A 17,537-nucleotide genomic window follows, 5' to 3' on the forward strand; every position below is an offset into this window, starting at 1 on the left:
TGGTCGGCAGCGTTTTGCGGGAAGCGGGGGTGCGCCATTCTGGGACCACATACTCCAGAAACGTGCAGTTACCAAAGGCACTCGTAAAACGCTAAACAGGGAAGCTTGAATCATATTCCAGAGGTCCGGCCAGGCATTTGTCATTAGGGCATTCCGCAAGACCGTCCCCCAAAACCCAAAACCCATGAAATTAACCCCTCGCTCCCACCGAGCCAACCCGAGATACCTTCTCGCCACGCTCCTCCTCCCTTGGCTTCCCCTCAACGGGCAGACCATTACCAACCCCGGCTTTGAAACCGATACGTTTGCGACCTCTCCGGGATACGCTTCGGCTAACGGCGGCATCATCACCGGCTGGACCTTGAGCCCGAACACCCGGATAGGAATCAACACCAGTGCCGGGCCCTTCGCCAACAACGGTGCCATTCCCCAAGGCACGAAAGTCGCCTTCCTCCAAGCCGGTACTACGGGAGTCGCCAGCATCTCGCAGGTGATCACCGGCCTGACCAACGGGACGAAATACAACGTCTCGGTCCGGATCAATGCCCGTACCGGTCAAACGCCGTCCTTGCAATTTTCCACCGACGGGACCGGACCGACTGTTAGCTTGGAAGTGACGAACGTTACCGGGACCAACCCCTACAAATACGCCGCCTTCGAGTTCACCGCGACCGGGACCTCCAACACCATCACCTTTTCTAACACCCGAGCCGCGGGGGACCACACGGTGCTCATCGACGACGTGATCATTACTCCGTCAACCGGGGCCTGGTCCTTCGCACCTTGGACCGGTGATGCCGATTCCGGGGCCGATTCGCAGTACCCTTACACCCACGCCGTCAACTTTGGCACCAACACGCCGGTCACCATCCACGGGGTGAATTTCGTCGGACGCGAGACCGGGACCACCGGGCGCTTCACTTTGACGAACCTGGATCAGGTCTTTGGTAACCGGACGCCGAACAATGTGACCGGTGTCAGTGCGAACCTTGCCAAGGACTTCCGCTACAACGGCGCGAACACCAGCATCAAGCTGGAGAATCTCAAACCGAGCACCCAATACGTCTTCACCGCGTATGGGCTCTCCTTCGATGCCGGCACGACCTACCGCTCCGCGACCTTCACCAGCGATGTTCCGGGCAGCAACAAGTTTTCCGTGAACCTCAACCAGTATGGCCAGGGCAACGGGATCCGGGTGAACTACACCTACACCACCGACGCGCTCGGTACGCCAGTGTTGATTTCCTATCCCACCCACGGCTCGGGCACTTGGCACACCAGCGGATTCAGCAACCGCGAGGCGGTCGCCAGTACGCAGCCGACCTTGTGGACTACCCAGCCGTGGACCGACGATGCGTCTTCGGGGATTCTCTCGGACCACGTTTACACCCACGCCGTCAAGTTCGGTGCCGCGACCAATGTCAATATTAACGGCATCAACTTCGCCGGTGTGGCCGGGGGAAATCCGGTTGCCACGAATTACACCTCGGCAAACCTCCCATCCGTCGCCTTCAACAACACAGGCGATGCAAACAACGCCGTGGCCGGTTATAGCGCCACCTTGGCCCATAATTTCATCTTCGACGGATACCCCGCGGTCCACAATCTATCCGGTCTCACTCCCGGCAAGGCCTACGTTTTCACTCTCTATTCCACGGGATGGGATACTACCGGGATCAGCCGGAAGGCTTACTTGATCGGTTCCGCAGGCGAGCAAGCTACCATCCTCGATCAGAGCCAATACGGTTTGCATAATGGCATCCGCTTCGAATACGCCTACACCGCCAGCGCTTCCGGCACCGCCAGGATCACCATTGGCTCCTTCGAGAGCGACAAGTCTGTACACTGTTACGGCATCAGCAACCGCGAGGCCGCCGCGATGGTGGGCGTCGCCCCACAGATCACCCTGCATCCGATCGGTGCCACGGTCGGCATCGGCAGCAACTACACGCTGCGCTCCACTGCGATCGGCAGCTCGACGCTGACCTATCAGTGGAAGCTGAATGGCACCGAGATCTCCGGAGCCACCGACCCTGTACTGCAGTTGTTTAACTTGGCCGCCGCCGATTCCGGTGCCTACACGCTCGTTGCGACCAATGGCACCAGCAGTGCGACCAGCAACCCGGCCAGCCTGTCGGTCCTTGAGAATGTCCCCGGCGTCTTCAGTACCGGCGTCGGATTGGACGGACTGCCGCTTGCTGCCGGAGCCACCGATCCGCATTTCAAGCTTCTGGTGAATCCGGACAACGTGAGCACCGATGTTGCATTGGTTCAGTCGAATACCCCGGGATCGTGGCTGCCTAACACCGGTGCCTCAAGATGGATCGGAGCACACTCCAATGCGAACACCTCCACTACCTCCTCCGTCGATGCCGGAGCGGGAGCGGGGACCTACATCTATCGGACCACGGTCGATCTCACGAGCTTCACCTTGTCCACTGTGAAAATTCAAGGACAGTGGGCATCGGATAACAAAGGTCTGGCGATTCGCGTCAACGGAGTTGCCACGGGTCTGGTGAATGATACCGGTGTGACCTTCGGCGTTTTCAAACCGTTCATCATCGATATCGCGAACGCCCCTGGATTGATCCAAGGAGTCAACACGATCGACTTCGTAGTGAATAACGAGGCCCCGGACGGCCCCACCGGCCTGTTGGTGGACGGGTTCAGCGCCGTTGGCGCCATCCCTCCAGGCACCGCTCCCCACATCGGTCTCCAGCCGGTGGGTGGCAACGGCTTGCACAACGGGACCTTCACCATGACCTCGGGAGCCAGTGGATCGTCTTTGCTGACCTACCAATGGTATAAGGGCGTAACTCCGATTGTCGATGCCACGGATCCAAATCTAACCGTCGAGATCACCGACTTGACCGCGGCAGGCAGCTACAAAGTGCGCGCCACCAACGGCTCGGGCTTCGCTGACAGCAACGTCGTCACCGTGACGGTGAACAATGCCGTCCCATTGGTCGTCGATGACAACCTGATCACCAACGCGAACACGCCGCTCGCAATCAACGTCTTTTTCGACCTGCTGGGTAATGATACCGACGCGGACGGCGACGGACTCACACTGGCCGGCTTCTCCGCCACCAGCTTCAACGGCGGCACTGTCACTCAAAACGCAGGCATCATCACCTACACTCCGGCGGCCAATTTCAGCGGTTCCGATGGCTTCACCTACACCGTAAACGATGGCTGGGGCGGAACCTCGATTGCGGGATTCGTCAATATCACGGTGAACGCCGTCGCCAATACGCCTCCCGGCCAGATCACGCTGGTGTTGAGTGGCGGAGCGGTCAACGGAACCTTCACGGGAACCGTGGGTGCCACCTATGTCTTCGAAAGATCCACCACCTTGGAACCGCTCAGCTGGACGCCTGTCGATACGGTCACCGCCGCCACCACCACGGTGAATGTCAGCGACCCGTCGCCACCGGCCGGCAAGGCATTCTATCGGATCAAGTACGCGCAGTAACAGGCTGCGGGCATTGGCTCAGAAATCATCAAGTCCGCGGGTGCGAAATGCGCCCGCGGACTTTTCCGTGTCTGAAATGAAGCCGACGTGTTAGTGCGAACCGGCCGCGCAGGGCGATGGGAGATCGCCCGCCGATCCTGTCTCCAGGAGCGACTTGATGCCTGCGATGATGCCGGGCCAACCACCGGAGACGCGGTCGCGGACGGCGCTGACTTCGGGGAAATCCTCGTGGGTGATGGTGAGCTGCACTTCCTCGCCGAGAGCCTCGATGTTGAAACGGACCGTGGATGGCGATTCATCTGCTAGGGTGTCGAAGCTGAAAGTAACTTCCTTTTCCGGGATGCATTTCAGGATTTTGCCCTGCCACTCGAGTTCTCCCTCGGGCGAGCGGCTTTCGATGACTTCGCCCACCTGCCAGGAGGAGGTGTTCCGGCGGCCGAACCAGTATTGCTGGATGAAGTCAGGGTCTGTCAGCGCCTCCCACAGCTTGGTGGGTGTGGTGCGGATGGTGGAGACGTAAACGAGTTTCGGGGTATTGTTCATGGCTGATTGTTTTGTTAGCGTTCGAGGTTGCGTTTGAGTTCCGCGAGAGCATCCAGATGCGGCACCTCGTATTTTCTGATCCAGCGCTCGCCGATCTCATGGATCGGCACCGGATTGAGGTAATGCAGCTTTTCTCTCCCACGGCGCACCGTGGAGATGAGTTTGGCGGCCTCGAGGATCCCGAGGTGCTTCATCACCGCCTGGCGCGTCATGTGGATCCCGTCGCACAGCTCGCCGAGCGTCTGTCCGTTGCGGGCATGGAGCCGGTCCAGCAAGGCCCGCCGGCTTTCGTCCGCCAGAGCTTTGAAGACTTCGTCCATGTGGGGGAAATATATGTAACCTAATAGTTACATGTCAACCCGCATTTTTCCGCTTCATTTTTCACTCGATTACGACCCGTTTTTATGGGGCTGGTTTCACGTTCTCGATCAGGAACACGCCATCCTGATAGTCGCCATTCGCGGCTTCCTCGAAGCCGACGAGGTAGGCATTCGCGATTGGCTGACCACCGAAATGCGTCACCGGAAAGACCCGTGCCGTGTGTGGAATTTTTGCTTCACTTGGCTGAGCCGGATCGGTGAAGGACGTGTATTGACGGGCTTTCATATAGAGTGCGAAGCCGACCTCGGGAGCTTCGAATTCCACCGTCATGGAGCCGCCTTCCAGTGGTGGATGCAGGCATTGGTGGGCATCCGCGACATCGGTCGAATCCGCCAGTTTTCCCAGTTCGGACAGCTCCGTCGTCCCTTTCACAACATAGCCGAACGGGGTCGCGCCGGGCGGGGAAAAGCGAGCCAGCGCGGTGATCTTCAATTTGCCGTTTTCAGCCTTCGCGAAATACGGCACCGCGACGCCATCGCCGATGACATCCGCCTTGGTGTCGAGTTCGAGCTTCGTGCCGCCGACCTTCAGCGGAATGCCCAGCGCGTGGACGATCTCTTGCAATGCCGGCTCATTTTTTCCTTCAAACGCCTCCAGCCCGATCCCTTGCAACAGCACGAAAGTCCCTTGATCCGGCGTCCCGATGCGCAGGCCCGCGCTGTAACGACCGGCCCCGCGGACCGGCTTGAAATGGACGGTCACTTCCGCGCTTTTTCCTCCGCCGAGCGACATGCTGTTAGTGGTCGTGCTGAAGGCGTCCGCATCTTTTCCTGTGATCGAAAGGCTGGTGGAAAGGGGATGGTCTAGCGGATTGGTTGCGGTGATCGTGCCTTGCCGGACCGGCTTGTCCTCTACGGCGCTGAGGGAAAGCAGCGTCTTGTTAGTGCTCAACGGCTCATCGAGTTCAAGGATCTCCACGTTGCGGTACTGGATTTCCGCGCCCTCGAGTTGGAGGCAGATTTTTCCCTTGGTGAGCGTGCCCTCGCGGTTGAGATGATGAAATCCGCCGAGCCGGGCGCGGAGGTGGCCATTCAGCCAATGCTCCGCCGACTCACCCGCCTGAACGATGACTTCCGCGCGGTTCCAACCGGCATGGTCATACTCGGGAAATCGGCCGATATACGCGTAGTTTTTTCCGCCACCGCGGAGGGTGCCGCCATTTTCCGGCAGGAGCCCGGGATCGCCCTGTCCCTCGGGCGCGAGGTCGGGCTGAGGTTGCGCCCACGTCAGCCCGTCTTCATCGATGAAAACGATGTCGCCGCTGTCGCCTTCCTGGATTTGATATTCGATCGAGTCCGGCCAGACCTTGTTTGTTTCGGACGCGTGATAGATCACCCCGGCGTCGCGAATCTGCGTTTTCCGCGGATTGAATTTTTTCTCCATCCACCGGTATTCCAGCGCGAGGTGGAAACGGGAAAAAATCTTATCATACGTGACCACGCCGAACGGCACGGTGGCCGAGGGATCAGTGTCTGGATACATGTGAATCGCTCCGTCGCGAACCTGTACCAGGTGGTCCGGATCTTCACCCGGTTTCTGCTTGTCGATGGTGACCGACCAACCGGAAAGATCTTTCCCATTAAAAAGAGTCCGCCACTCCGATTCCGCCATCGCAGTTAGAGCCACGCAAGAAAAGGCGGAAATTACCAAACCAGGATGCATGGTGATGAATCAACCAGCAGGCTCCGTCCTGGGCAAGGAATACCGTTTTTCCGAATCCGGCTGCCTATGACCGTCCTTGATTGGGGACAGCCCTTGGGATTTAATATACGCACAAGGCTAGCCGCCAAACCCATGAAAACACTGACCTACCATCTGTTCTCGGTTCTCTTTTTTGTTAGCTCGTTGTCCGCCTATGGTGCGAATCCGAGCCTCGCTCCCATCCAGATCAGCGATGTCCCGCGCAACACCCAGATTGGCGCGCCGCCCGCGCCTGCGGGGGCTCCCGGCGGCGGCAAATACTCACCGCCCACGCCCGCTCGCGCATCGTTGCCGACTGTGTGGCTGATCGGCGACTCCACCGTGCGCAACGGCACGATGGGAGAAAATCCGCCGACCGGGCAGTGGGGCTGGGGCGCGCCGATCGTTGCGTATTTCGATGCTAACAAAGTCAACGTCGTCAATCGGGCGTTCGGTGGAACGAGCAGCAGGACTTTTTACAATGGGTTCTTTTGGCAAAACCTCCGCCCGCTCATCAAGAAGGGAGACTTCGTGATCATGCAGTTCGGTGCGAACGACAATGGAGGAGCCAAGGGAAAAGGGGCGCTCAAAGGCTTGGGACCCGAGACGGAAACCGTGACCCGCGACGGCAAGGAAGAAGTCGTCCACAGCTTCGGCTGGTATCTCCAACAGTTCGTCAAGGAAACGCGGGAGCAAGGCGGCACGCCGATCGTCTGCTCACTTACACCGCGGAAACGATGGACGGATGACGGCCATTTTCAGCGGGACAGCGGCTCCCACGCCGCGTGGGCCGCCCAAGTCGCGAAAGAAACGAATGCTCCCTTCGTCGATCTCTACGAGCTCATCGCGCGGAGTTATGAAAAACTCGGCAAGGAAAGGGTCGAAGCCCTCTACATGCCATCGCCCAAGGAAAATCTCCATACCGGATGGGATGGCGCGGTCATCAATGCCGGTTGCGTCGTCGCCGGTCTCAAACACGATCCGTCCAATCCCCTCGATGCATTCCTGTCTCCGCGGGGCCAAGCCGTCGCTCCTGCCGATGTGACCGCACCGGTACCGGCTTCAGGGCGTTAGATCTCCGGAACTTTCCGGTGAGACCGGCATTTTCATGGGGACCTTATCCGCGTCCCAGCGTCTGTCGGTGAAATAAATTTGCGCTCCATCGGGAATAAAACGGACTCCTCCCGCCTCTTGGATGTCCTCCCTATGAGCACAAAAGTATTAATCCTCGGCGCGGGATTCGGCGGGCTCGCGGCAGCCATCGAGTTCGACAAGGCAATGGCATCCCGCCCCGATCTCGAGGTCACGCTCATCGACAAGGAGAACCATTTCCTGTTCACCCCGATGCTTCACGAGGTCGCAGCGGGCGAGTTGGAACCGACCTCAATCGTGAATCCCATACGGAAGATGTTGAAGCGGGTGAAATTTTATTCCTGCGATGCGACACGGATCGATCTTGAGAAGCGGCAAGCCGTGGTGTGCCACGGGTATCACTATCACGGCCATGATCTGAGCTACGACCATCTGCTTCTCGGGCTGGGCTCGATCACATCGTTCTTCGGGCTTCCGGGGGTGGAAAGCCAGGCGCTGACCATGAAGTCGTTGGCGGATGCCGTGCGCCTGCGGAACCGGATGATCTCCAATCTGGAGGAAGCTGAAAGCGAGTGCTCGACCGTGGATAAGGAACCGCTTCTAACATTCGTTGTCGCCGGGGGAGGATTCGCGGGCGTGGAGACGATGGCGGGCATGCGGGATTTCATCCATGCGGCGCTCCCTCATTTTCCCAGTTTGTCCTGGAAACAGATCCGGCTGGTGCTGGTGCATCCCGGCAAGACGATCCTCCCGGAACTGGGTGAGGAACTCGGCACCTATGCGCAGCAAAAACTTTCCGAGCGCGGTGTGGAGATTCGTTCCGAGTCGCGGGTCGCCGGGTTCGAAGGTGGTGATATCTGTCTAACTGACGGCACTCGCATCCGCTCGCACACGCTGGTGTGGACGGCGGGCACCACCGCGCATCCTTTGTTAGGCGATCTCCCGCTGCCGAAGGAACGGGGTCGGGTGCTGGTGGATGAAACCTTTGCAATTGCAGGTTGTCCTGGAATCTGGGCGATCGGCGATTGCGCGGCGGTTCCGAATCCGGACACCGGCGGATTCCATCCTCCCACCGCGCAGCACGCCAGCCGCCAGGGTGTTCGCGCGGCTAGAAACATCCTCGCCACCATCGACGGTCAAAAAACGGAACCCTTCCGCTTCAAAACGCTGGGACTGCTGGCGTCCCTCGGACATCGGGCAGGGGTCGCGCAGGTCATGGGCTTCAAATTTTCCGGCCTCTTCGCCTGGCTGATGTGGCGGGGCATCTACTGGATGAAACTACCGCGCATGGAAAAGAAACTGCGGATTCTGTTTCAGTGGGTGTTCAACGAGTTTTTTGCCCAGGATTTCGTCCAGTATCGCTTGGGCGACGGCCGCGCCGAGCAACCGCAAGTCGATCCGCCCATCAAAGTCGCATGCGAATAATTGCCAGGCGCATTGCATTCAAATGCACCGCCATTTGCTCGGAATAACGGAAATCTGTTTCGGCAAACGGCTAAAGAGATCGCTCGCTTGAATGACATTAGGACTTGCAGCAGCGGGTTATCGCGCGATTTTTCCGGGTAAATCCCGAAAAACCCATGAGCGCCAGACCCAAACAGCCCGATGAGAAGAAACTGCGTGAAACCCTGAAAGCCAACCCCGGCGACTGGGATACCCGCAAGCAACTCGCCCACCTCCTTTACGATCAGGGATCCTTTCCTGAGGCCGCGGACGTGGTTTGGGAAGTCGATGAAATCCCGAGCATCGATGTAGAACTGGCGTTTGCCGCCCGGGTGCTCGCCAAAGCCAGTCCGAGAAAGGCGATTCGCCTGCTGAGCGCCCTGCTCGAGCATAATAAAGGAAAAGCGGTGCAGAATCTCGGCCTCGCCAACGCCCTGCTTCACCACGGCATGGTGCTGCAGGCCGCGCGCTTCTACGGTGCGGCGCTGGAGGCGGATCCCTCGCTCGGCAATCCGGATCTTGAGCATTTCATCCTCTGGACCGATGACGAGGAATCGCTCTGGGGCGACTTCAAGAACCGGCGTCCGAAACTCGGCGAACTCCCTTGGATGAAGCGCGATCCGAAAGAGGCGATGGAGCTGACGAGCAAGATCAACCTCCACACGACTCCGATCAAGCTGCCCAGCCTCGAACCAGCCGCGGGCGAGGAACTCAGAAACGAACTCTATCAACAAAAGGCCGAAAAGGGCGCGCAAATCAGCCCGCCTCCCGCAGTGACCATCCCGATCGACCGCGTCGATCCGAAATATCGGCTGTTCGATGAGGAACTCGGCGCACCCACCGAACCGGAACTGCCCGCCACGGCAAGCGCCCCCGTTCGCAAGGAGCTCGCCAAGCCGAATTTCACCGCCGCAGCGACCGCAAAAATTGAACCTGCAGATCCATCGCCAGAGCTTTCGCCTGCAGCCACGGTTCCGATGATTACGCCACCTCCGCCAAGCCGTCCGAAGCCGTCGCTGCCGCCTATCAAAAAGCCCGAACCCGTAGCACTCAATGAACCGAAACTTCCGGGCTTGGGAGAAACGGACGGTGACGGAAAACTCTCCATGCCCGAACCTGTCCCGGTGGCAGCGCCGATCAAAGTGCCCGCTCCGCCGGTATCACTGTCGCCAGCCGCCACGGTCCCGATGACTCCGCCGCCTCCGGGGAGCCGTCCGAAGACGCCCCTGCCTCCGCTGAAAAAGCCCTATGTGAAGGCGAAGTCGGACCCGTTTGAAGATCCGCTGGAAGGATAACAGCAATTGGCGGATTTCAAAAAGAGATGCATTCAGGGAGCGGCGGTAGCGGAACTAACAAACGCGCCCTTCTTGTTGCCCACCACAATTTCCGGTGGTGCCTTGCCGTCCAAGTCCACCACCATCACTTGCGTGCCGACACCGGACTGGTTGCTGATCAGGTGGGGGATGAATTCGGCGGCACCGCTTTTCCCACCGCGTTTCACTTCGAACCAGTAAAGCACCGGTGGATTGTGCACGCCATCATCACCGCCGGTCCCGTCGGCCCGCGGGGCGTGGGCCCAATAGCGCTGGCCGGTCACGATGTCCTTCACGCCATCGCCATTAATATCTGCCAGATCGACAGCGTGGATGGCACTGAAGAGCGGCACTTGTGATGGCGCTTTTGGATCGGTGGGCATCAGTTCGTGTTTGATGAAACTGATGGAATCTAACTCGTCCTTGACCTGCTCATACCAGGCGAGGCCGTAGGCGTGGGCGGCGAGGCTGGTGAAGATGTCGTTGTCGCCATCGCCATCGAAATCATAGGCGAACATCTGTGCGCCACCGGCTTCGCTGAAAGGAAACGGGTGGAAGGCCCACACCGGCTGGGCGGCGGGGTCGGCAGGGTGTTCCCACCAGCCGTTTTTTTCCAACAGATCGAGCCTGCCATCGCCGTTCACATCGCCGACGCCGAGGCCGTGGGTGAAGCGACCGCTGGAGGCCTTTTCCGCGGAAATGCGGGTGAACGGCCATTCTTGGGTGGGATCCGTGCCGGGCGAGGCGTAACCGAAATAGCCGTCCTGGGCGCAGACGATCTCCGGCTTGCCGTCACCGGTGAGGTCAGTCCACACCGGCGATTCGGCATCGGTGACCTTGAGGACGTCGTGCCGCTTCCAGTCGCCGGCCGCGCCGTGCGGATTTTCAAACCAATAGCTTTCCTCGCCGGGAAACCCGAGCACGAGCACGTCTTGCCAGCCGTCGGCATTGAGGTCCGGGGTGTAAGCAAAGAAATTCTTCGAGTAGTTTCGCGGATCGAGCGGGGTGTCCGGATAGATCGTGTGCTTTTCGGTGAAGCCGGGCCCTTCGAACCACCACGGTCCGTAAACCACATCCCTCACGCCGTCCTTGTTGAAGTCGCCCGCGGCGGCTCCTTCCGCTTGGAATTCGGAGGTCAGCTGGCGGGTGGTCCACGTGAGCGGGGGAGCCGCCAGGCACGGGGAGACGAATGCGAGAGTGATGGCGGAACGGAGGAGGATGGATTTTTTCATGAGGGCCGACCAAGGTCTACGTCGCGGCCTCCGGAAGACGATCAGGAGAATACCGATGAGGAGGTTTAATCGAAAATGCGTGAACTTCGCGGTGTCCGTGGTTGGATGGCTGGCATGAGCAACAAGAAAGAAAGCAAAGCAGCCATTCCGGCCGGGAATCCGTTTGAGGCATTGGCCGGGCTCGGCAATTTGCCCGCGGGACCTGATCACCCGCAAAATTCTGCCCCGGTCGTTTCAGCAAAGACTTCCCAACGCGGGCAGAAGAACACGAACCGGGGTCGCGTGGACATCGTCCGCCAGACAGCGCATCGCGGCGGGAAGGGAGTGACGGTTGCTAGAAATTTCGTGGGAATCGGACTGCCGGAGAAACAGGAACTCGCAAAGCTGATGCAGAAGGCCTGCGGCGTCGGAGGCACGGTGAAAGACGGGTGCATCGAAATCCAAGGTGACAAACGCGAAGAGATGAAACGCATCCTCGCGGAAGCGGGCTTCAAGCCGGTTTTCGCCGGCGGGTAAGTGACGATCTAACCGTGGATGTGGATCCATGGAACAAGGATGAGAGGTCGCGCTTGGGGAAGATTTCTTGATGCTCCGGTCCGCTGGCACTTGCGCCTTCATGACGACTCATGCAGCTTTGCCACGAACGGCGGGGGAATATTCCCGCCGATAAATTCCAATCAATCCATATCATGCGCAAATCCATCGTTGTTCCGCTATTGGCCGCAATGTGCTGCATCGCCAGCGCCGCCGATCTCACGAAACCCTTGACCGTGCCTTCCGCTGACAAGAAGTCGTCCATCACCTTGCAACTTGCCGAAGCGTGGAAAACATCTCCCTCCAAGGATGCCGGCATTACCATCGATCTGCCCAGATCCGGCGTGAACGTCCAGATTTGGGCTCTCAGCCAAGCCTCGGTGGATGAAGCTGCCAAGCAGGTGGCGGAGTTGATCAAGGGGCAGGTGAGCAATTTCAAGGTCACGGAGACCAAGCCAATCAATGTGGCAGCCGCCCCCGGCAAGCAGATCACCGGCACCGGTGAGGAAGCTGATGACGGGGATCCTGCGAGTGCCGACGTCTATCTCTTCACGGTTGAGGGCAAGGTCTACATGATCTGCGCTCACGGCGAAGGTGACAGCTCGGTCAGAAGCCGGGCCACCCTTGCCCCCGTTCTTGCATCAGTCAAAAAAGTTGAACCCTGAAACGCGGGCCACTGCTACGCAATGAAACTGGAGGGCAACTATTCGCAATACGTGGAACGCGGTTTTCTATCAAGAATCACCGGGTGCTGCACTTGCGGCGGAGGACGCTTCGAATGAGAGCTGCGGTGGAAATGCTGAGTCGTTTGGCGCGACCGCTTTTGCCGGTAATCATGGTTCTCATGGCGGCGCTCAACGTGGCTGCCCAGCAGGGCACCGCACCGCCATCTGCCGCTGCCGGACCAACTGAAGTCACGGTTGGCACGTATGTGAACCAGATCTATGCCATGAACCTGAAGGAAAACGTCTTCACGGTCGATTTCTACATCTGGTTCCGTTGGAAAGGAAACACGGTCAACCCGATCGAGACCTTCGAGTTGATGAACGGCAAGATTGAGGAGAAAAAACTCGTTCCCACGCGGGACATCGGTGACGAGCACTATGCTCAGGCGCGCATCACCGCCGTCATCAACAAGTTCTGGGATGTTTCACGCTTCCCGCTCGACAGCCACGACCTGACGATTTTCATCGAAGATCAGGACAACGACATCACCCGACTGCGCTACGTGGCGGATGCCCAGAACACGGGTTTTGACAAGGATCTGAAAGTCCTCGGCTACAAGGTCACCGGCAGCCAACCCTCAATCACGGACAATCACTACAATACCAACTACGGCGACATCAGCCTTCCTGTTGGAAACGAATCCATCTATTCACGCTATGGTTATGCGGTCCTAGCGAGCCGTGCCGGCTACAGCTATTTCCTGAAACTGTTCTCGACCATCTTTATCTCGGCCATGGTGGGCTTCCTTGCGTTTTTGGTGAAGCCCGTTGACCTGGATCCGCGTTTCGGCCTCGGTGTCGGTGCTCTGTTCGCGGTGGTCGCAAGCACCTTCATCATCTCCTCGGAGCTGCCTGATAGTGACAGGATGACCATGGCCGACCGCATCAACACCGCATCGATGGTCATGATCTTCCTGAGCCTGATTCAATCGGCGATCGCTTTGAAAATCTACGAACGCTCCGAGAATGGGAGGCTCACTGCCAATCGGCTGGACTCGATCTGCATCGCTGCGTTTCCGATGGTCTATTGCCTCTGGATCCTGTGCATCGTGCTGACCCGTTGAAAAGGGGGGCGGCCCCGATCCGGCAATCCAGCGGATCGATGATTTGAATGACGCAAAATCTGGGAACCGGCACAAATATCGGAATACCCTTGACCCGCCCTCACCCGGATTGCTCCTATCGGATCGTGAAATACCCATTTTTACTTTCGGGATGCCTCGTGTTAGGGCAGACGCTGGCGGCGCCGGCGGAGGAAGACACGGCGGCACTGCGGAAGGAGCTCGATGCGTTGCGAAACGATTACGAGCGACGCATCGACCGGCTGGAATCGAAGATCCACGAGCTGGAGGCGGCACCCGCCAAGACTCCGGCAGCCCCGGTGCGGGATGTGGAGATGGAGGCGGCGCGCGAGCGCGAGGCGATCGCGAAGAGGCAGCAGGAACAGATCAAGCGGGCCGTGGACGCGAGGTTCGAGCAGAACACGGAAACCCGGGATTTCCGGCGGCGGGCGGATGACGACAACATGGTTTCCGAGCGCATCGAAAACGTGCTGGACGGCTACATGGACATCAACGGCTACTTCCGGGCGGGTTACGGCCGGTCCGACAACGACGGACCGATGGCAGCGTTCGGCGCGCCCGGGGTGGCGAAATACCGCTTGGGCAATGAGGCGGAAAATTACGGCGAACTGGCGTTTTCCAAAACCTTCTATCCGGCCGGCGTGTTCGGCAGCGGGAAAGCGATGGACCAGAACGATCCGGTGGCGCAAATGGTCTATCGGATGTCGATCTACAATCCCTATGCAAATTACGGTGCCGCGTCGGCGACCGAATTCGCCTCGCCCGAGATCTGGGGTTCGTTAGGCAACGTGATTCCCGGCATGCCGGAAGCGAGCCTCTGGGCTGGCAGCCGCTTTTACCGGCGACATGACATCAACATCAACGATTTCTACTACTGGGACATGAGCGGCGGCGGCGGGGGAATCGAGGATGTCACCTTCGGCCCCGGCAAATTCGCGCTCGCGTGGATTGGCGATGGTGCCGAGAGCGCGATCTACGCGAGCTTGGGCGAACCGACGCCGAACAACCTCGCTGGATTCAGCAAGTCGAGTTTCGATCTGCGCTATTACGATTGGAAATTCCTGGGAGGAACCGGTGAGGCTGGACTGGTGTATGCCAAGGCGGGTTCCGGAGTGGATTCCAGCGGTCGGCAGGCGGACGATTCGCAGGGCTTCTCGTTCAGTCTGCTGCGGACGGACAAAGGATTCCTCGATCCCGACAGCCTGCATACAACGGGCATCCAGGTTGGCAATGGTCCGGCCAAGACCTTCACCTCCGGGTTTGAGACGTTCACCGACAGCACTGGAACGTACATCCGTCCGGACCCGGATGACTCATGGCGCGTCCGTTTCACCGACCAGGTGGTGATCAATCCGATCGACCAATTTTCGTTGGGCACGGCGCTGGTCTATCAGTACACCGATTATGGTGAAGACGCGCCGGAGCAGCAATGGGTGTCTGGAGGGCTGCGGCCGATCTGGCATTTCAACGAGGTCTTCAGCCTCGCCTTCGAGGGCGGGATGGACTGGATTTCCGGCACCTCGTTCACCGGCGGCGGCAGCGTGACGAAACTAACACTCGCTCCGCAGGTATCGTTGGGAGACAAGTTTTTAAGCCGTCCGGTGTTGCGCGCGTTCGTCACCTACGCCGCCTGGAGCGACGGGCTGGAGGGCAAGGTCGGCGGCGCGGATTACATCGACAGCACCGACGGCTGGAGCTGGGGTATGCAGATGGAAACCTGGTGGTGAGTCATCTATCAGGGAAAATGGCAGGAAGGCCTCCATTGATATCGCTGTCCCACATCGCTCCCGCAGACCTTCATCACGGGGCGGGTGGTTTAATAACGAGCACCTTTTTCGGGGCGCTTTTCATGGCCAGCTTCAGGGCCGGGAGGTAGCCCTTCACCATGTCATGATAGAATGGCTGGATGTTCTCGATCTCGGCCCAGATATTCCCGATATTCATGCGGTCGGCGTCGTGTGCGTGAAGGTAGGAGAAATGCCCGCTGGACCTGACGATGATCTCGGGTCCCAGATGGGCATAAGTGGAAATGACTTTGCCCTCCACCATCGTCGGTGGCAGCATCGGAACCGGATCCTCATCGTGAACGATCCGCAAGATCTTCAAATGGGAAAGTTTCGCGGCACCGTGTGCGTCGGTGAATTTCGGTTGGCCGAAGGTGATGGCTGAAACATCCGCAAAGCCCCGGTGGTCGAGTGTCGCCACCAGCAAGACTGCGACGGCTCCTCCCAAGCTGTGTCCGGTCACCCAAACCGGGCGTTTGGGATCCAGCCGTTCCAGAATCCACGGCAGACAATCCTGCAATGACCGGTCAAATCCCGCATGGACGTTGATGCCCAGCTCATGTTCATCACGGCCGACGAAATCGAGATCGCCCAGGATATTCGCCTCGTTAGCGGTCCCGCGAATGATCACCCATTGCCCTTTGCCCAAGGCATTCGAGTCGATGTAAACCCGAAGTCCGGTATTCGGAAACTCGCCAGCCTCCACTTGCTCGCCATATTCGTGGCGGAAAATCTTTTCCTCATGATAGGCCGCGTTCGAGCGTTCGGCGAAGGCGCTGACGGTCTCCAGATCCACATCGCTAAAATCATCGGCAATGCCGATGTCCTTCAGCGGCTGCACCCACCAGATGATTCCGGCGAGGACGGCGATCAGCACGCTGACCAACACGGCCCCCGCACGCAGGATTCGATAGCGTTTCTTCATCCATACGCATCCCACCACGAAAGTTCGGAAATCTCCAGCCCGATTGTGACTGACCCGGGGAGAAAGCCATTTCACTTTGCTCGAAAGGGTGCAATTCACACGATCCAGGCGACGCATTTTGCATGTCTTTCCCGTGTGATCATTCGGCACATGGCAAAAAACCCCGTGGAATGGGGATCTGTGGAATTGGCGCGCTGCATGCGATAGTAAAATCCCCCTCCCAACGGGAAACACCAACCTCTAACTTACCACGATCATGTTACACTATTCACTCGTCTTCCTTGTCGTTGCGATCATCGCCGCAGTCCTTGGCTTCGGCGGAATTGCCGGTGCCGCTGCCGGGATCGCCAAGATCTGCTTCTTCGTCTTCCTCGTCATCTGGATCCTTGCCCTCGTGATGGGCAAAAAGGCCGTTTGACCAAGCGCAGTGCGGGAAGCTTATCCATCCGACAAGCACGCCAAGGCATTCATCGGCTGCGCGGGCTGGAGCATTCCACGGGACGAAAAGCTCATTTTCCTAAGTCCGGCGGCCACTTGAACCGATATGCGACGCGGTTCTCTGCGGTGGAACATACCGCGCGGTCGGAAAATCGCGTCCTGCGGTTATGACCGTTCGAAGCCAGCTTGCGGATCGCCAAAATCCGCAGCCGCTTGCGACCTCGATGTTGGACACGGTGCCATGTGCGCCACGACTTTATTTTCCGTCACCACTGCGAACTAATGGGTCGCTCGATACCGTAGAGCGCGTCGGGTCTCCTCTTGGATGACGGCTTGAGGCACGCCGAAATGGGCGGCGATGGCTTGGACGCGTTGATGCAGCGAACCATGGGAGGCGGTCTGCTGGTCGGGTTCGGTAAGAACCCAGCCGAGAAACGCTTCGATCCGGTAGCCGGCGGCCATCGCATAGCGGGCGCCGACGATGTCGGCCTTCAATTCGTTAGACGGATTGGTGGCGGAGTGGCTCCCCAAGCTTTCGGTGAAATGGGCGAATTCGTGCCCGAAGAGGAATGCCCACGTGTTCGGCGGCACTTTGGTGGCGGCGACGGGATGAACATAAATGGTGCAATCGTCCACGTTACCAGTGATCCGGACCAGGACCCCGGGGTTGGGTCCGGCTTGAAGGTTCCAGTGGATCCTCCGACCGGAAGCCTTCGCCACTTTGCCCGCTATCGCCCGAAGTTCGGAAAACCCGTCCGTGGGCCGATAGCGAGGATCCGTACGTCCCGTCGGAAGCGGTTGGGCCGGCGACGCTGTGATCCCCGGTGGCCGGGCCGTCGACTCTACGGCGTTTCGGGGAGGGACGGGCCGCCGCATGGGCTGGCCGCTGC

The 17,537-nt window shown here is 59.1% G+C and carries 15 protein-coding genes; 9 read left to right on the forward strand and 6 right to left on the reverse strand.

The features are described 5' to 3' along the window. The first annotated feature begins 184 nt into the window (after positions 1-184). A complete protein-coding gene (locus ABIQ96_RS07280; RefSeq protein WP_348213905.1) occupies positions 185-3,475 on the forward strand; it encodes an Ig-like domain-containing protein in 3,291 nt (1,096 codons plus the stop codon). A 90-nt stretch (positions 3,476-3,565) separates the two neighbouring features. Here ABIQ96_RS07280 and ABIQ96_RS07285 read toward each other — a convergent pair whose 3' ends face one another. The 3 genes from ABIQ96_RS07285 to ABIQ96_RS07295 all read right to left on the reverse strand — a co-directional run bounded on the left by ABIQ96_RS07285 (position 3,566) and on the right by ABIQ96_RS07295 (position 6,061). After that, positions 3,566-4,018, reverse strand: coding sequence for an SRPBCC family protein (locus ABIQ96_RS07285; RefSeq protein ID WP_348213906.1), 453 nt, complete (start codon positions 4,016-4,018; stop codon positions 3,566-3,568). A 14-nt stretch (positions 4,019-4,032) separates the two neighbouring features. After that, on the reverse strand, positions 4,033-4,338 hold the full coding sequence (locus ABIQ96_RS07290; RefSeq protein ID WP_348213907.1) for a helix-turn-helix domain-containing protein: 306 nt from the start codon (positions 4,336-4,338) through the stop codon (positions 4,033-4,035). An 82-nt stretch (positions 4,339-4,420) separates the two neighbouring features. Next, positions 4,421-6,061: a DUF1080 domain-containing protein gene (locus ABIQ96_RS07295; RefSeq protein WP_348213908.1), complete on the reverse strand. Its 1,641-nt coding sequence runs from the start codon at positions 6,059-6,061 to the stop codon at positions 4,421-4,423. Positions 6,062-6,193: 132 nt separating this feature from the next. Between ABIQ96_RS07295 and ABIQ96_RS07300 the strand changes: the two genes are divergently transcribed. From ABIQ96_RS07300 to ABIQ96_RS07310, 3 genes are all read left to right on the forward strand, one after another. Beyond that, entirely contained in the window at positions 6,194-7,153 is a 960-nt protein-coding gene (locus ABIQ96_RS07300) for a rhamnogalacturonan acetylesterase (protein WP_348213909.1), read from the forward strand. A gap of 132 nt (positions 7,154-7,285) precedes the next feature. Next, the gene (locus ABIQ96_RS07305) at positions 7,286-8,596 is read left to right on the forward strand and encodes an NAD(P)/FAD-dependent oxidoreductase (RefSeq protein ID WP_348213910.1); all 1,311 of its coding nucleotides are present in this window, start codon (positions 7,286-7,288) and stop codon (positions 8,594-8,596) included. Between the two features lie 155 nt (positions 8,597-8,751). Beyond that, positions 8,752-9,909: a hypothetical protein gene (locus ABIQ96_RS07310; RefSeq protein ID WP_348213911.1), complete on the forward strand. Its 1,158-nt coding sequence runs from the start codon at positions 8,752-8,754 to the stop codon at positions 9,907-9,909. A 32-nt stretch (positions 9,910-9,941) separates the two neighbouring features. On the opposite strand, the gene ABIQ96_RS07315 is transcribed toward ABIQ96_RS07310, so the two are convergent. Then, the gene (locus ABIQ96_RS07315; RefSeq protein WP_348213912.1) at positions 9,942-11,159 is read right to left on the reverse strand and encodes a VCBS repeat-containing protein; all 1,218 of its coding nucleotides are present in this window, start codon (positions 11,157-11,159) and stop codon (positions 9,942-9,944) included. Positions 11,160-11,234: 75 nt separating this feature from the next. Between ABIQ96_RS07315 and ABIQ96_RS07320 the strand changes: the two genes are divergently transcribed. From ABIQ96_RS07320 to ABIQ96_RS07335, 4 genes are all read left to right on the forward strand, one after another. Further along, positions 11,235-11,675, forward strand: coding sequence for a translation initiation factor (locus ABIQ96_RS07320; protein ID WP_348213913.1), 441 nt, complete (start codon positions 11,235-11,237; stop codon positions 11,673-11,675). Between the two features lie 173 nt (positions 11,676-11,848). After that, entirely contained in the window at positions 11,849-12,358 is a 510-nt protein-coding gene (locus ABIQ96_RS07325; protein ID WP_348213914.1) for a hypothetical protein, read from the forward strand. A 179-nt stretch (positions 12,359-12,537) separates the two neighbouring features. Beyond that, a complete protein-coding gene (locus ABIQ96_RS07330) occupies positions 12,538-13,482 on the forward strand; it encodes a hypothetical protein (RefSeq protein WP_348213915.1) in 945 nt (314 codons plus the stop codon). A 125-nt stretch (positions 13,483-13,607) separates the two neighbouring features. Next, positions 13,608-15,227 carry a carbohydrate porin gene (locus ABIQ96_RS07335; protein WP_348213916.1) on the forward strand — a complete coding sequence of 540 codons (1,620 nt, stop codon included), beginning with the start codon at positions 13,608-13,610 and terminating at the stop codon, positions 15,225-15,227. 73 nt (positions 15,228-15,300) lie between these two features. Here the strand turns inward: ABIQ96_RS07335 and ABIQ96_RS07340 are convergent, their stop codons facing one another. Continuing rightward, entirely contained in the window at positions 15,301-16,209 is a 909-nt protein-coding gene (locus ABIQ96_RS07340; RefSeq protein WP_348213917.1) for a lipase family protein, read from the reverse strand. Positions 16,210-16,465: 256 nt separating this feature from the next. Here ABIQ96_RS07340 and ABIQ96_RS07345 point away from each other — a divergent pair, with 256 nt between their 5' ends. Beyond that, complete coding sequence (locus ABIQ96_RS07345; RefSeq protein ID WP_348213918.1) at positions 16,466-16,627, forward strand: DUF1328 family protein; 162 nt, start codon at positions 16,466-16,468, stop codon at positions 16,625-16,627. A 299-nt stretch (positions 16,628-16,926) separates the two neighbouring features. Here the strand turns inward: ABIQ96_RS07345 and ABIQ96_RS07350 are convergent, their stop codons facing one another. After that, the gene (locus ABIQ96_RS07350) at positions 16,927-17,283 is read right to left on the reverse strand and encodes a hypothetical protein (protein ID WP_348213919.1); all 357 of its coding nucleotides are present in this window, start codon (positions 17,281-17,283) and stop codon (positions 16,927-16,929) included. Positions 17,284-17,537: the final 254 nt, after the last annotated feature.

Origin of the sequence: Luteolibacter sp., assembly GCF_039920825.1 — a bacterium.
GTDB lineage: Bacteria > Verrucomicrobiota > Verrucomicrobiia > Verrucomicrobiales > Akkermansiaceae > Luteolibacter.